The sequence below is a fragment of the Acinetobacter calcoaceticus genome (genome assembly GCF_016508255.1).
Lineage (GTDB): Bacteria > Pseudomonadota > Gammaproteobacteria > Pseudomonadales > Moraxellaceae > Acinetobacter > Acinetobacter calcoaceticus_E.
Map to the genome: position 1 here is coordinate 481,791 of NZ_JADVKT010000002.1, position 14,577 is coordinate 496,367.

The window sequence follows — 14,577 nt, forward strand, 5'->3', positions numbered from 1 at the left end:
TTATTTGTACAGTATGACTATATGTTGATGAATAGGGAATAACTCATGTCAAATCTGGAGCAACAGCTTAGCAAATATGCGGCTTATCATTTAAATCATAAAAATATTTTGACGCATTTTATTGGTATTCCACTGATTGTGTTTTCAATTTTATGTTTAACAGCCAGAGCAGGGATAGAGATTAGTGATTTTAAACTTACTTTAGCCATGGTGTTGATTGTAGTCAGTACGATTTATTATTTTATTTTAGATAAAATATTTGGTTTACTCATGCTAATTCTTTTAATCGCTGTGTATCCGCTAGCGAGTCAAATTGCCCAATTATCTTGGGGAGAATGGTTAGCAGCAAGTATTGGTTTCTTTGTCGTGGGGTGGGTCTTTCAATTTGTTGGCCATTATTTCGAAAAGAAAAAACCAGCTTTTGTGGATGATGTGATTGGACTTGCGATAGGGCCACTATTTGTATTGGCAGAATTTATATTTATGCTGGGTTTTAGAAAGCCATTGCATGAGCGAATTTTGAAAGAGGCACATATTAAACGAGACATGATGGATTTGAAGCATTCATGATAAATATAAAAAAAGCCCCAATATGATGGGGCTTTTTTTAAGCTTTAACTTAAACGTTGAAACGGAAGTGCATTACATCGCCATCTTGAACAACGTAAGTTTTACCTTCTAAACGCCATTTACCAGCTTCTTTAGCGCCATTTTCACCGTTGTATTGTACGAAGTCATCATATGCAACAACTTCAGCACGGATAAAGCCTTTTTCAAAGTCAGTATGAATAACACCAGCTGCTTGAGGAGCAGTTGCACCAACTTTTACTGTCCATGCACGAACTTCTTGTACACCAGCAGTGAAATAAGTCTGTAAACCTAAAAGTGCATAACCTGCACGAATAACCACGTTTAAGCCTGGTTCTTCCATGCCCATTGCTTCTAGGAACTCAGCACGATCTTCATCTTCTAATAATGAAATTTCAGCTTCGATTTGGTTGCAAAGAGGAACAACAATTGCGTTTTCTTCCGCAGCAAGTTTTTTTACTGCGTCTAAGTGCGGGTTATTTTCAAAACCGTCTTCAGCAACGTTTGCAATATACATCGTTGGTTTTAAAGTCATTAAACCAAAACCACGAACTAATTTACGTTCATCATCAGACAAATCAGCCGCGCGAGCTGGTTTACCTTCGTCTAATAATGGTTGGATTTTTTCTAAAACAGCTTTAGTTGCAACGGCTTCTTTGTCACCGCCTTTAGCAACTTTAGTTAAACGTAAAATTGCTTTAGCAACTGTTTCAAGATCGGCGAGCGCAAGTTCAGTATTGATGGTTGCGATGTCGTCTAGCGGATCAATTTTACCATTTACGTGAATTACGTTTTCGTCTTCGAAACAACGTACAACGTGAGCAATTGCATCAGTTTCACGAATGTTGGCAAGGAACTGGTTACCCAAGCCTTCACCTTTTGATGCACCAGCAACAAGACCTGCAATATCTACAAATTCCATTGTCGTTGGTAAAATGCGCTGTGGTTTAACAATAGCAGCAAGTTTGTCTAAACGTGGATCTGGTACAGGAACAATACCTGTGTTTGGTTCAATGGTACAGAAAGGGAAGTTTTCCGCTGCAATCGCTGCTTTCGTTAATGCATTGAAAAGGGTAGATTTCCCTACGTTTGGCAGACCAACAATACCGCAATTAAAACCCATGAAAACCACTCACAAATGTGTAAATTAAAAATTGTCGCTGATTTTACATGAAAGCCATGACAAAGTCATGGCTAGAGCAGGGTTGTATTGCGTTTAAACTTTACGTTTATCAAGTTGCTGGGCTAATGCATCGCCAGTCGCTTGTACCAGCATGACTAAAACAATTAATACTAAAATGACAGCAACCATAATTTGCATATCAAAACGTTGATAACCATATCTATATGCGATATCTCCTAGACCACCTGCACCAATGGCACCTGCAATTGCTGATGAGTTAATCATAGTCACAATAGTTACGGTAAAGCCCGCAACAATACCCGGTAAAGCTTCTGGTAAAAGCACGTGCCAGATAATTTGTTTGCGGTTACAACCCATGGCCTGTGCTGCTTCGATTAAGCCTTGATCGACTTCACGTAAGCTAACTTCTGCAATACGGGCAAAGAAGGGAATTGCAGCAATAGTTAGTGGAACAACGGCTGCCCAAACGCCATAACTTGTACCGACAATCCAGCGAGTAAGCGGAATAAGGGCAACCATTAAAATAAGAAAAGGTACAGAGCGAGTAATGTTAATGACCCAACCTAAAGCCTGATTAAGCTTTTGTGAAGGATGGATACCATGTTCTGAAGTACTGACTAAAACAACTGCAATCGGTAAGCCAATTAAAAAAGCAATAAACGCAGATGCACCTACCATAAGTAAGGTATCTACAGTTCCAGTAATTAATAAATCAATGAGCTGGTCGTGCATAGCCAAGTACCTCAAATTGTGCAATTGCTGTTAATGCATCTTGTCGTATGGATGAAAGATCAATTTCTACATTAGGAATACCGACTAAAAGTGAACCAATAATATGTCCTTGAATGGTATCAACCTGACTTTGATATAAATTGACTGGCGCTTTAAACCTAGAGAGTAGTTCTTGAATATCTGGAACGTGATGAGCTTCTGCTTCATATTTAAGTTTTACGATAATATGAGTTGAATTTTCATCGGGTAGAGGACTGATTTGAAAAGGCAAGCTGATCTGTTCAAGATTAAGTAATTCTTGGGTAATCCGTTGCTCTGGTCGTGAAAATACCGACCAAACCTTACCAGCCTCTACAATCTCTCCTTGGTCAATCACCACGACTTGATCACATATTTCGCGAATCACCTGCATTTCATGAGTAATGAGCACAATGGTGAGACCAAGTTCCTGATTAATCTTTTTAAGTAAAGCCAAAATAGTGGCAGTACTTTCAGGGTCGAGTGCCGAAGTTGCTTCATCGCAAAGTAAAATTTCAGGATGATGAACAAGTGCACGTGCAATACCGACACGTTGCTTTTGTCCGCCCGAAAGTTGTGATGGGTAGTAGTCAGATTTATCTGCAAGACCAACGAGTGCCAGAACTTCATTTACTCGGCTTTCTATATCTGCTTTGTTGTAATGGGAAACTTTTAAGGGCAATGCCACATTTTCCCAAACTGTTTTTGCAGACATTAAGTTGAAATGCTGAAAAATCATTCCAATTCGTTGACGAGTTTGAATAAGCTCGGCATGACTCAATTCAGCAATGTTTTGTTGATGAATATGAATACTGCCGCTATTCACTTGTTCTAAGCCATTTAAAGTGCGGAGTAGGGATGATTTTCCTGCACCACTTTTACCAATAATGCCTAAAATCTTAGCTTGAGGAATATCAAGGTTAATCTCTTTTAAAGCATGCAGTTTTTGACCTTGAGACTGGTAAAACTTATTTAAACCACGAATTTTGATATGGGGTAGAGAAAAATCAACTTGTGATCCGAAACTCACCATTGTCATTCTCCTTATTTCCAGCCAGGGAACCAAAGTTTTGGCCCAATTTCAGCATCTAAAACAGCTTTAACTTTTGGCGAGTTTTGATAGATCTCAACAAATTTCTTTAATTTGTCGCCCTTATCTTGGTAGTCATCACGCACTACAAACAAAATGGCATAACGTTTATTGGTATTATCATCAAGTAAAAGCGCACTTTCAGGGTCAGCTGTTTTTGCTAAACGCAAGTAATGTGGGTAGCCAAAAGCCAAGTCAACATCGTCAATTGCACGAGCAGTCTGTGGTCCTTCAACTTCGATGAATTGCAAATTTTTAGGGTTTGAAACAACATCTTTAAGTGCAGATAAATGGTTGTTTGAATCTTTAAGCGTAATTAATTTAGCTTGTTGTAAGAGTAGTAGGGCACGACCTTGATTGACTGGGTCATTTGGAATGACGACACGTGCGTTTTGTGGCAATTCATCTAAGCTTTTATATTTCTTTGAATAAAGTCCCACATGTGATGCGGCCCCCACTGCAAATGCCTTTAATTTAAAGCCAGTTTCTTTAATTACATTATCTAAGAAAGGCTGATGCTGGAAAAAGTTCGCATCAATATCCCCATGATTTAAAGTAATGTTTGGTGTGTTCCAGTCGGAAAACTCAACCAGTTTCACATTTAGACCCTGTTGCTTTGCTTCATCGGCAGCAGCTTGTAAAGTTTTGGCAAATGGTGGACTAATGCCAATCACAAGTTCATTTGAGCCACTTTGACGGTGTTTATTCCAAAAGAATAAAGCAACAAAAAGGACTACAACGACTAAGCCTACGCCTAGCCATTTTTTAGAGGCGGTTTGAGCCATGTCTATCTCCAAATTTAAGCAGTTATTTCTTCAATTTTTGTTAAGTTTTTGCTGTTGTTATAGGGACTACATCGGAACGCTTGAACAGGGTGTTGTTCTGGTAATTGATCACCCCGATTAAAGATTTTGTTCCGTAGTGAACCCGTTTTATATGCAGTTTTATAGCGACCACGTTGTTGTAGCTCTGGAATGACCAAGCGAATAAAGTCGTGATGAGACTCGGGTGCAACAGTACGGGTCAAATTAAAGCCATCAATATCGGTCTCATCTAAAAGATGAATTAAGTATTCAGCAACTTCTTCGCCACTACCGACAATGAGGGGATAGCGACCACCCAAAACATGCTGAGCTTTTAAGTCATTTTTCGTGATTTGTTGCTCTTTAAATTTTTCGGTAATCGAAACAATGCTGTTACTTTTTTGGTAAGGGATCGCTTCATCGTCAGCAAACTTACTTAGATCAATACCAGTTGAACTCGCATAATGCGCTAAGCCTGCTTCAGGACTTGCATACTGACGATATTCATTAAGTTTTTGTATTGCGATGTCGTGCGTTTCGGCAACAACAACGGTTATGCCAACAAAGACTTTAATGTCATTCGCTGAACGGCCTTGCTGTTCGGTAAGAGCACGAATTTTTTTCACTTGATCGCGAATTTTTTCGGGTTTGTCGCCGCCAATAAATACACATTCAGCATGGCGAGTAGCAAACTGCATGCCTTTTGGTGAAGCACCAGCTTGAAACAGTGTTGGGGTGCGTTGCACAGAAGGAGACACTTGAAACACACCTTCACTTTGGTAATATTTCCCATGGTGATGAATGGTGTGAACTTTAGATGGGTCTGTAAAAACACGCTGTACTTTATCTTTTTTTACAGCGTCATTTTCCCATGAACCTTCCCAATATTTGTAGCAAAGCTCTAAAAACTCTTCGGCTTGCTCATAGCGGGCATCGTGGTCTTTTAAACCTTTTTGACCAATCAAACGTTCCGCACTATCTAGATAGCCCGTTACGATATTCCAGCCAATACGACCTTGAGTTAAATGGTCTAGACTCGCAAAGCGGCGGGCAAATTGATACGGATGCTCATAGCTTAAGTTCACAGTGATCCCAAAACTTAAGTTTTGAGTGACTGCTGCCATAGCAGAAATGAGTGTAGAAGGGTCATGACTTGGAAGCTGAATTGATTCTTTTAAAGTCAGATCTATACCATTTTGATAGACATCGTACACACCGGTAATATCTGCAATAAACAAACCGTCAAATAAACCACTTTCTAAGGTTTTTGCTTGTTCTGTCCAATAGCTGAGCTCATTAAAGCGGTGTGATTCATCACGTGGATGTGTCCATAAACCATGATTAATATGCCCAACACAGTTCATATCAAAGGCGTTCAGCAAAATCTCTTTAGCTTTAAAATCTGCCATTACAATGTCCCCCGACGAGGTGGTAGAACACCGTTAAGAACATAATTCCCAATAAAGTAATATTTCCATCGTGCAGCATCATGCAAGGTATGTACACGTGCATTGCGCCAGAAACGGTCTAGACCATCTTGTGATTGGCTACCGCGGCTTCCTGCAAGTTCGATCAGCTTAGATGACGCTTTTAGTGCGATATCGCTACTATGAGCACGTACTTTGGCAACATCAATTGACGCTTTAGCAATACTTTCGGGTGTGGTTTCAATTTTTGCGGCATCAATTGATTGAGCAGCTTGTTTTAATAAAACTTCACTTGCTCGTACATCTACAGCAATACGCCCTAATTCATAAATCGTTAAAGGGTCTTGGCTTGCGGTTTCTACTTGTGAATCAATCCATGGGCGAGCTTGGTGCACTCTTTGCAAGCTTTCTTCAAAGGCTGCACGTGCAATGCCTACCTCAATCGAGGCATGCATAATTTGTGCAAAAGGACCCACTAAGGTTGGTTGTAAAAATGCAGTATCAAAAGGAATGACATCATCGGCATCTACAAAAACCTGATCAAATTTAACTGTACCGCTGCCTGTGGTTTTCTGTCCAAAGCCAGACCAGTCATCGACTAGTTTTAGACCTTGTGAACCACTTTTTACAAATGCTAAATACTCTCGACCCGCATCATCTAAAACTAAAGTTGGAATACGGTGTGCAAATAAACTTCCTGTGCAATAAAACTTTTCACCCTGAATCAAATATCCATTTTCATAAGGACGAATATTTGTTTGTTTATGGGTCGAAGTTTTAGTTTTGAACTCAGCAAGCGCGTTACCAAAGCGAGTGCCATTTAAAACTTCGCTATATAAGCGTTGTTTTTGAGCTTCTGTTCCCGTATTGCGTAAGACTTCTAATGCATAGAAATGGTTTTGTGGAATTTGTCCGATTGAACCATCTGCACCGCTTAAAAGAGCAATTACTTTGGCAACGGTATGACTTGAAACTTCAGCACCTCCATATTGCTTTGGTACTGTAATTGCCCAAAGACCAGATTGGCTCAATGCATCAATTTCGGTATACGGTAAAATTCGCTTAGTGTCTCGCTCAACTGCGGTTTTTTTAAATTGTTCGGCAAATTGTTTGGCAATTTCTAGTGCTTCAGCATCATTTTGAATAATGTGTGCATGGTTTGATGCCGATGTTTGTTTGGTTTGAACCGATTGATATGAAGTCATGACAATTTCTCCTTAAATCCAGGCATGGCGGGCAGGGAAATGACCATTAAGGTAATAATTGCCAATGGCATGTAATTTCCAGCGAACAGGGTCATGTAAGGTATGTACACGGGCATTTCGCCAATGTTGATCTAAATTATGCTGGCTTAAACTTGAGCGGCTACCACCCAGTTCCAATAGTTTTTCAGAGATTTGTAGAGCAGCATCATTGGCATAGACTTTTGCTTCTGCAACCAAAATAGATGCTTTTGCAGTCTGTTCATCAGTCACATTTTGAAGTTGATCAAGTTCATCTAAATATTCAGCAGCTTCATCAAGCAATAAGATTGCTGCGTCGAGCAAAATATTTAACTTACCCACTTCTTGTAGGGTGTAATGTTCAAAGCTAGCTTTTTCAACTTTGGCATCGATAATTGGACGTGCTTTATGAATGGTCGATAAGGTATCTTCAAAAGCGGCTTCTGCAATGCCGACATCAATTGCAACTTGTAATAATTGTGAATAGGCACCCCGATAGGTTGGGGCTTTAGTCAATAAGCGCTCATCAAAAATAAGTTCAGGATTAACTTCAACATGATTTAATTTAACTGTGCCGCTTGCCGTTGTACGCTGACCAAAACCATTCCAGTCATTAATGACTTCAATACCTTGAGCGTCCGAATTCACAATCACTAAAACAACATGACCGTCGGGATGAACCGCTTTAATTGCGAGCCAATGCGCAAAACTTGTACCTGTCGAATAGAATTTTTCACCGTTTAGAATATATTTACCATTTTCAATGGTAAGGGTAGTTTCTAATGTTTTTGAGTCATGCGTATTTCGCTCTGGGCCGCCGTTAGCAAGACGTTTACCTGCTAATATTTCTGAAAAGATAAATTGTTTTTGTTGTTCTGTGCCCATGATTTCAATTAGGTTTAAAAGGCTAATCTGATTTTGTGGAATTTGACCAACGTTCGCATCAGCTTTACTTAAAATACGAAAAACGTGCGCTAAGGTTTTATTTGAAACAAAAGCTCCACCATATTTTTGAGAAATGCGAATTCCACCTAAGCCTTTTTGGCTAAAGCTTTCGATTTGCTCATGAGGTAATAAGCGTTGTTGATCACGTGTATTACGACCCTCTAAAGCATAATCCGCCACTTGATAGGCTGCATTAATCGCTTGTTGATCATTTTGAATGATTTGGACGTATGCCGTCGTTTTAGATAGAGAATTAGACATAATGACACCTTGTATTACTGTCATTACCTTACAAAAGAAATATTTTTCCACTAAACGAGGACTTATGCTCAGCTTATGAAATAAAGTGCAAAGCAATTTTTTTGCTTTTTAATGGAGAAATAAAGATATTGAAAAACTATAAAAATCAATAGCTTGTTATTTTTATGCAAAAAATTAATAATAAAATTGGTTTTAATATGAAAAAGAGCAATAAGTACGGTAAAAAAAGATATAAAAAAAATAGACTTAACTGTCAGTAAAAATGAGCACAATATCCATTGTTTTAACTAAAAATAGCTTCTAAAGTATCTACTTACCATCGACCATTTTTGTACAAATAGTCAAATAAAAATAAACGTGGAGATTTTATGCGGGTTTTGTATCAGTTTCCTTTGTCCCATTATTGTGAAAAAGCTCGCTGGTTGTTAGACCATAAAGAACTTGATTATGTGGCTCATAACTTGATTCCTGGGTTTCATCGTGCTTTCGCTCAACTCAAAACAGGGCAAAATTTACTGCCAATTTTGAAAGATGATCATCAATGGATCGCTGAATCAACCAAAATTGCACTTTATCTGGATGATACCTACCCAGAACATGCACTTTTACGTCGTGATGAGCAACTTAGACAACAAACCCTTAAAATTGATAGTTTGGCTGATGAGCTTGGTATACATGTGCGCCGTTGGGCATTAGCACATAATTTAGCCCAAGGGGACCATGCTTTAGAAATTATGATGGGTGAACAAGGCTACTTACGTCAGTTTGAAAAAATATCAAAACCTTTTCTCAAAACACTCGTAAAGAAGAACTATAAACTTGAAGGTGAGTTAGTGAGCCAGTCCAAAGAGCGAATGGACGAACTTGTAAATGAACTAAATCATTACTTAATAGAAAATCAAGCACGTTATATGGTGGGAGACCGATTAAGTCTTGCTGATATTTCTGTCTGTTCGATGCTTGCACCACTGTTAGAGGTAAAAGGTACGCCGTGGGAGCGTGAAGACGCAGAAGAAGTTTGTGAGGAATGGAGCAACTATCAAAAATATTTACATGATTTGCCTTTAGGCCAATATGTTTTAAGAATATATCAGACCGAAAGAAATGCCCGCGTAGATTGGCGAGGAATTTAAACTTTATAAAATGCCCTGATTTACTCAGGGCATTTTTGTAATATTTCTAAATCCTCTCATTTATCTAAATATTACTATCAATTTTCTAAATGATTTTTATTAAAGCATTTGTATATATTATTTTGATGTTTAAGTTGTTTTACAATGTGCGTTTAATGTTTAGCTAAATCTTTAATAAGTTTAATTTTTATAATTTTTAAGAAAATAAAGTTTTTCTAAAAAGAATTTTTAGTAAAAGTTAAGCCACTTTATTGTGCATGTGTTTACATTGTAATCAATAATTGCCACATTTAAGTGTAAATAGATGAGCTTAATAATAGACAGAAGATTAAAACATAGATTAAAGTAGAAACATGTTAGCAGTTTTAAAGGTATTAACTCTGCAAAACAGATTGAATAAAATAAGTGAAGCAAATGGATGTGTCCTACTTGGAAAAGTTGGCTCGATAATTGCAATTTAATAATAAATCACTCTATTGCTCTATATGAATGATTCTATAGCTAAATAGAGAGAATGATCCTCAAGGAGTTCTTATGAAACGTTCTGCAACCTCTCTCATTATTTCAACATTTATGCTTTGTACGGTTGGTGCTACTTCTCAAATTCAGGCAGCAGATACATTAGCTAAAATTAAAAGTACCGGAAAAATCGTCATTGGCCATCGAGAATCTTCTGACCCAATTTCATATGTTGTTGCAGGTAAACCAGTAGGTTATGCAGTCGATATCTGTAACCAGTTTGCAAATGACATTAAAAAAGAATTGAAAATGCCTGGGTTAAAAGTTGAATACAAGGCAGTAACTTCTTCAACGCGTATTCCTGAGCTTTTAGCAGGCAATATTGATATGGAATGTGGTACCACGACCAACTCTAAACAGCGTCAGGAACAAGTTGGTTTCTCAACAAACTATTATGCGACAGAAGTGCGCATGGCAGTTAAAGCAAATTCTGGTATTAAGAGCTTGGCAGATTTAAACGGCAAAGCAGTTGTTACTACTCAAGGCACCACATCTGATAAATATATCAAGATGAATGAAAAAGGACAGGCGCTCAAGATCCAAAATATCTATGGTAAAGATCACTCTGACTCTTTTGCAATGATGGCATCTGGCCGTGCAGCTGCATTTGTTATGGATGACAATATTTTAGCTGGTTTGGTTGCCAAGTCTTCTACACCTAAAGCTTTTGCAATTGTTGGTCCGGTACTTTCATCAGAGCCTTATGGCATTATGCTTGCTAAAGGTGATACGAAATTTAAAGCGATTGCTGACCGTACTGTAAATAATTTATGGAAAACTGGTCAAATGGATGCTTTATATAAGAAGTGGTTCCTATCACCAATTCCACCAAAAAATACAAATTTGAACATGCCACAAAGTTCATCTTATAAAAAATTAAAAGCTCACCCAACAGATGTAGGGATCTAACGAGATCTTTTTGTCCTAACTTTACTTAAGCAAGTGAAAACTCACTTGCTTAAGCGGTCCATTTTCCTAAAGATATTCATTAAGGGGCAAACATGTCAGTCGGCTCGCTAAACTGGACTATATTCTGTGCGGAGTCTAATGAATATGGTGTCGATAAAGCCGCATGGGCAGAATCAGTCTGTAGAGTAATTGGTAGCTCAAGCTACAATGCTCATGCAGAAGCGCCCACATGGTTACAAATGTTAGGTTCAGGCGTCTTTACTATGGTTTGGACAGCTGTTATAGCCTTTCTTATCGCATTTTTATTAGGTTCTCTCCTCGGGGTAATTCGTACGTTACCCAACAAACCTCTCGCATTTATTGGCAATTGTTACGTTGAAATCTTTCGTAATATTCCACTTATTGTGCAGCTATTTTTCTGGGCTTTTGTTTTTCCGGAATTTTTACCGGACAGCTTAAGTGCAGGCAGTGGGGATGTTGTTGCAGGTGGATGGTGGAAAAATATTTTAAATCATCAGCCTGCGGTTATTGGTGTTTTTGCATTAGGTCTCTACACTGCTGCGCGTGTATCTGAGCACATACGTGCTGGTATTAATACTGTTTCTCGTGGACAAAAGTTTGCAGCTTCCGCGATGGGTTTTACCACTGCGCAAAGCTATCGTTATGTCATTTTACCTGTTGCATATCGTACTGTGTGGCCAACGATTACGTCTGAAGCCATGAACGTTTTCAAAAACTCAGCTGTTTTATATGCTTTGAGTGTTTTGAACTTCTTCGCTTATACAAAAACCATGCGGGAAGAAACTTCTCAGGACATCATTATTCTTATTCTTTCTACTCCTGTTTATTTGATTATTACTTATAGCATTAAATTTATCATGGCATGGATTGAGAAACGAATGGCTGTACCTGGCTTAGGTTCAGGAGGGAAGTAATTATGGATTTTTCTTTATTACACAATCCTGACGTGGTCGCGGCACTCAAAGAAGGTTTCATCTTTACCCTTACCGTGACTGTATTGGCGATGATGGGCGGTATCCTGATTGGAACCCCATTGGCAATGATGCGTTTATCAAGCAATGCCATCGCAAGTAATTTCGCAAAATTTTATGTCGATCTGTTTCGTGGTATTCCATTGATTCAGGTGATCTTTATTTTCTACTTTTTGTTGCCGAAAATATTTGAGTTTCAATCTGATACCTATTGGGGACCATTGTTTTCGAGTGTTGTGACTTTTGCTATTTTTGAGGCTGCATTTTTCTCGGAAATTGTACGGTCTGGGATTCAGTCTATTTCAAGAGGTCAAGTACATGCAGGCTACGCGCTAGGTTTTACTTATGGTCAATCAATGCGCTACGTGGTCTTACCTCAAGCCTTTCGTAACATGCTCCCTGTATTGCTAACTCAAACAATTATTTTATTTCAGGATATCTCATTAGTGTATGTGATTAGTGCACCAGACTTTTTAGGTCGTGCAGATACATTGGCCAATACGTATGGTCCTGAAACGAAAGCAACATTCTATTTAATCGTCGCTGTAGTGTACTTCTGTAGTTCGTTTGTGCTGTCGCAATTAGTCAAACGCTTACAGCAAAAAATTGCCATCATTCGCTAATTGGAGATTTTAAATGCCAATGATAGACATCCAACATATCTCTAAATGGTATGGTGATTTTCAGGTTTTAACAGATTGCACGACGAGTATTGAAAAAGGTGATGTCGTTGTTGTTTGCGGACCATCTGGTTCAGGAAAATCAACACTCATTAAAACAGTAAATGCGTTAGAACCATTTCAACAAGGCGACATTATTGTTGATGGTGTTTCTCTGAAAGATCCAAAAACAGATCTTGCTAAATTCCGTTCACGAGTGGGAATGGTCTTTCAACACTTTGAGCTTTTTCCGCACATGACTGTTTTGGAAAATCTAACAATTGCTCAAGTTAAAGTGTTAAAGCGTTCAGTTGCCGATGCTCGTGCAAAAGGTTTGAAATATTTAGAGCGTGTAGGTTTACTTGCACATAAAGATAAGTTTCCGGGTCAATTGTCTGGTGGTCAGCAGCAACGTGTAGCTATTGCGCGTGGGTTGTCCATGGACCCAATCTGTATGTTGTTTGATGAACCAACTTCTGCACTTGACCCAGAAATGGTCGGCGAAGTACTTGAAGTGATGGTACAACTTGCACATGAAGGTATGACCATGATGTGTGTTACACATGAAATGGGATTTGCTAAAAGAGTATCTAACCGTTTAATTTTTATGGATGAAGGTAAGATTTTAGAAGACTGCCCAACGCATGAGTTCTTTGATAATTTAGATGCTCGCCACGAGCGCGCGAAGCTCTTCTTAGAAAAAATTCAAGCCATGCACTAATACAGTTAATAAAAAAAGAGCCTTTTAAAGGCTCTTTTTTTACATCCGATTTTTAGAAATTATATTTTGCTAATAAATTGATACGAGAGTAATCACCCTTATCACCTGCGAAAGTTTCTCGCTGGCCGTAAGTATATTCTGCACCTAAATCAATATTTTTAACTGGATTCCAGATTAAATTAACCAAGGCATTATAAATTTCTTTGTTATAGCTGGTACTGGTTAAATTGCTATTTGCATAGATGTTATCATCTTTATATTGAATACCACCTATTGCAAAAGTAGAGCGGAGGATAGGGCTCCATTTTCGTTGATAGCCAATCACGGCACTATCAAATTCGCCTAAATTAATATCTTGTGTTGTTGTGTCATAGGCATAAGCAGAATTGCTATAAGATAAATAGCGGCCGTCTCCTTTAACATGATAGTAGTTAGCAACCAAGCTATCTTGAGGGGTTAAATCATATTTACCGCCAACACCAACACCCCAACCAAATTTTTCTTCAGAAGAGCTATCTTTGGGCGCTACACGGTTTTCGTGAGCAAGCCCATGTAATTGAAATAGACCTTTATTATCAGCGGTTTTAAAATCATAACGAGTTGTTAGAGCAGGGAAACGGCTTCCACCCGCTACATTTCCTACTTTTTCAACATCGCCGCCTTCTAAAGCAAATAAGATTTTTTGTTGTGCATCGATTGGTTGAGTATAACGAACCTGTACAGTACGAGTAGTACCTGTGCCAACAGCTCCAGTGAAATCTAGTGTTTCTGGCGATGTATCAGTATTTACAAAAGGTGAAGTCGTTTGACCGGCTAACCATTTACCTAAAGACATATAGGCATGGCGAATGCGGAAGGTACCATTGCCATTGTCGCCATTTCCACCCATGAAATCGGCTTCAATTTTACCTGTTAAATCTCCGTATTGAGTAGGTCGGGCAATATCTAGACCAATTCGTGTGGTTGCAGCAGATACATTTAACGAATCTTGTCGTGGGTCATCTTTGTTTAAAGGGTAGTTAGCTGCATTTGAAATACTTCCATTTGAACCTTTGAAGTCATAGGTTGCATCTACGCGGACATTACCATAAAGCTTAACTTGGGTTTGCCCATCCGCCATTGCCATCCAACCTGGTTTTGATATAGGAGAGGGAGAAGCAGAAGGAGTTGTGGGAGGTACTGCTGGAGCACTGACTGATAAAGCTATTTTTTGTTGGTCAGACAGTTTCTGGACCAGCTGTTTTAAGTCATTTACTTCATTACGTAATGCATCAACTTCAGCATCTGAGGCTGCATGTAAAGGCATTGTTATGCTAGTTACACCTACAGTACCCATTGCTAGTACTAATGTTTTGATCTTATTCACGGGAACTCCAAACAAGGATAAAAGTTTTCCTGCAAATACATAACAAT

Annotated in this window: 14 protein-coding genes; 6 read left to right on the top strand and 8 right to left on the bottom strand. The window is 38.6% G+C overall.

Features of this window, described 5'->3' with window-relative positions; translation table 11 throughout:
- Positions 1 to 45 precede the first annotated feature (45 nt).
- Entirely contained in the window at positions 46 to 570 is a 525-nt protein-coding gene (locus I5515_RS06205; RefSeq protein WP_199965262.1) for a DUF962 domain-containing protein, read from the top strand.
- A 49-nt stretch (positions 571 to 619) separates the two neighbouring features.
- On the opposite strand, the gene ychF is transcribed toward I5515_RS06205, so the two are convergent.
- From ychF to I5515_RS06240, 7 genes are all read right to left on the bottom strand, one after another.
- Positions 620 to 1,711: a redox-regulated ATPase YchF gene (gene ychF / locus I5515_RS06210; RefSeq protein WP_004642544.1), complete on the bottom strand. Its 1,092-nt coding sequence runs from the start codon at positions 1,709 to 1,711 to the stop codon at positions 620 to 622.
- A gap of 93 nt (positions 1,712 to 1,804) precedes the next feature.
- Complete coding sequence (locus tag I5515_RS06215; protein ID WP_199965263.1) at positions 1,805 to 2,464, bottom strand: methionine ABC transporter permease; 660 nt, start codon at positions 2,462 to 2,464, stop codon at positions 1,805 to 1,807.
- On the bottom strand, positions 2,445 to 3,521 hold the full coding sequence (locus I5515_RS06220) for a methionine ABC transporter ATP-binding protein (RefSeq protein ID WP_199965264.1): 1,077 nt from the start codon (positions 3,519 to 3,521) through the stop codon (positions 2,445 to 2,447). The genes I5515_RS06215 and I5515_RS06220 overlap by 20 nt, the downstream gene beginning before the upstream one ends.
- A gap of 5 nt (positions 3,522 to 3,526) precedes the next feature.
- On the bottom strand, positions 3,527 to 4,357 hold the full coding sequence (locus I5515_RS06225) for a MetQ/NlpA family ABC transporter substrate-binding protein (protein ID WP_199965265.1): 831 nt from the start codon (positions 4,355 to 4,357) through the stop codon (positions 3,527 to 3,529).
- A gap of 14 nt (positions 4,358 to 4,371) precedes the next feature.
- Positions 4,372 to 5,784, bottom strand: a complete 1,413-nt coding sequence (locus tag I5515_RS06230) for an LLM class flavin-dependent oxidoreductase (RefSeq protein WP_199965266.1) — start codon at positions 5,782 to 5,784, stop codon at positions 4,372 to 4,374.
- The gene (locus I5515_RS06235) at positions 5,784 to 7,007 is read right to left on the bottom strand and encodes an SfnB family sulfur acquisition oxidoreductase (protein ID WP_199965267.1); all 1,224 of its coding nucleotides are present in this window, start codon (positions 7,005 to 7,007) and stop codon (positions 5,784 to 5,786) included. Before I5515_RS06235 ends, I5515_RS06230 begins: the two co-directional genes overlap by 1 nt.
- A gap of 12 nt (positions 7,008 to 7,019) precedes the next feature.
- Positions 7,020 to 8,255: an SfnB family sulfur acquisition oxidoreductase gene (locus tag I5515_RS06240; RefSeq protein WP_199965268.1), complete on the bottom strand. Its 1,236-nt coding sequence runs from the start codon at positions 8,253 to 8,255 to the stop codon at positions 7,020 to 7,022.
- Between the two features lie 344 nt (positions 8,256 to 8,599).
- Here I5515_RS06240 and I5515_RS06245 point away from each other — a divergent pair, with 344 nt between their 5' ends.
- From I5515_RS06245 to I5515_RS06265, 5 genes are all read left to right on the top strand, one after another.
- The gene (locus tag I5515_RS06245) at positions 8,600 to 9,364 is read left to right on the top strand and encodes a glutathione S-transferase family protein (RefSeq protein WP_199965269.1); all 765 of its coding nucleotides are present in this window, start codon (positions 8,600 to 8,602) and stop codon (positions 9,362 to 9,364) included.
- 534 nt (positions 9,365 to 9,898) lie between these two features.
- On the top strand, positions 9,899 to 10,792 hold the full coding sequence (locus I5515_RS06250) for an amino acid ABC transporter substrate-binding protein (RefSeq protein ID WP_199965270.1): 894 nt from the start codon (positions 9,899 to 9,901) through the stop codon (positions 10,790 to 10,792).
- Positions 10,793 to 10,884: 92 nt separating this feature from the next.
- Positions 10,885 to 11,727 carry an amino acid ABC transporter permease gene (locus I5515_RS06255; RefSeq protein WP_199965271.1) on the top strand — a complete coding sequence of 281 codons (843 nt, stop codon included), beginning with the start codon at positions 10,885 to 10,887 and terminating at the stop codon, positions 11,725 to 11,727.
- 2 nt (positions 11,728 to 11,729) lie between these two features.
- Positions 11,730 to 12,407: an amino acid ABC transporter permease gene (locus tag I5515_RS06260; protein WP_199965272.1), complete on the top strand. Its 678-nt coding sequence runs from the start codon at positions 11,730 to 11,732 to the stop codon at positions 12,405 to 12,407.
- Between the two features lie 13 nt (positions 12,408 to 12,420).
- Positions 12,421 to 13,164 (top strand): amino acid ABC transporter ATP-binding protein, encoded by a 744-nt coding sequence (locus I5515_RS06265; protein WP_042896581.1) that lies wholly within the window; start codon positions 12,421 to 12,423, stop codon positions 13,162 to 13,164.
- A gap of 52 nt (positions 13,165 to 13,216) precedes the next feature.
- Here the strand turns inward: I5515_RS06265 and I5515_RS06270 are convergent, their stop codons facing one another.
- Positions 13,217 to 14,530, bottom strand: coding sequence for a DcaP family trimeric outer membrane transporter (locus tag I5515_RS06270; RefSeq protein WP_199965273.1), 1,314 nt, complete (start codon positions 14,528 to 14,530; stop codon positions 13,217 to 13,219).
- Positions 14,531 to 14,577: the final 47 nt, after the last annotated feature.

Bases quoted from the DNA above. Each gene is read 5' to 3' on its own strand.
- I5515_RS06225 (WP_199965265.1), bottom strand. From the start codon at position 4,357: ATGGCTCAAACCGCCTCTAAAAAATGGCTAGGCGTAGGCTTAGTCGTT.
- I5515_RS06205 (WP_199965262.1), top strand. From the start codon at position 46: ATGTCAAATCTGGAGCAACAGCTTAGCAAATATGCGGCTTATCATTTA.
- I5515_RS06260 (WP_199965272.1), top strand. From the start codon at position 11,730: ATGGATTTTTCTTTATTACACAATCCTGACGTGGTCGCGGCACTCAAA.
- I5515_RS06250 (WP_199965270.1), top strand. From the start codon at position 9,899: ATGAAACGTTCTGCAACCTCTCTCATTATTTCAACATTTATGCTTTGT.
- I5515_RS06240 (WP_199965268.1), bottom strand. From the start codon at position 8,255: ATGACAGTAATACAAGGTGTCATTATGTCTAATTCTCTATCTAAAACG.
- I5515_RS06245 (WP_199965269.1), top strand. From the start codon at position 8,600: ATGCGGGTTTTGTATCAGTTTCCTTTGTCCCATTATTGTGAAAAAGCT.
- I5515_RS06230 (WP_199965266.1), bottom strand. From the start codon at position 5,784: ATGGCAGATTTTAAAGCTAAAGAGATTTTGCTGAACGCCTTTGATATG.
- I5515_RS06220 (WP_199965264.1), bottom strand. From the start codon at position 3,521: ATGACAATGGTGAGTTTCGGATCACAAGTTGATTTTTCTCTACCCCAT.
- I5515_RS06235 (WP_199965267.1), bottom strand. From the start codon at position 7,007: ATGACTTCATATCAATCGGTTCAAACCAAACAAACATCGGCATCAAAC.
- I5515_RS06265 (WP_042896581.1), top strand. From the start codon at position 12,421: ATGCCAATGATAGACATCCAACATATCTCTAAATGGTATGGTGATTTT.
- ychF (WP_004642544.1), bottom strand. From the start codon at position 1,711: ATGGGTTTTAATTGCGGTATTGTTGGTCTGCCAAACGTAGGGAAATCT.
- I5515_RS06215 (WP_199965263.1), bottom strand. From the start codon at position 2,464: ATGCACGACCAGCTCATTGATTTATTAATTACTGGAACTGTAGATACC.
- I5515_RS06255 (WP_199965271.1), top strand. From the start codon at position 10,885: ATGTCAGTCGGCTCGCTAAACTGGACTATATTCTGTGCGGAGTCTAAT.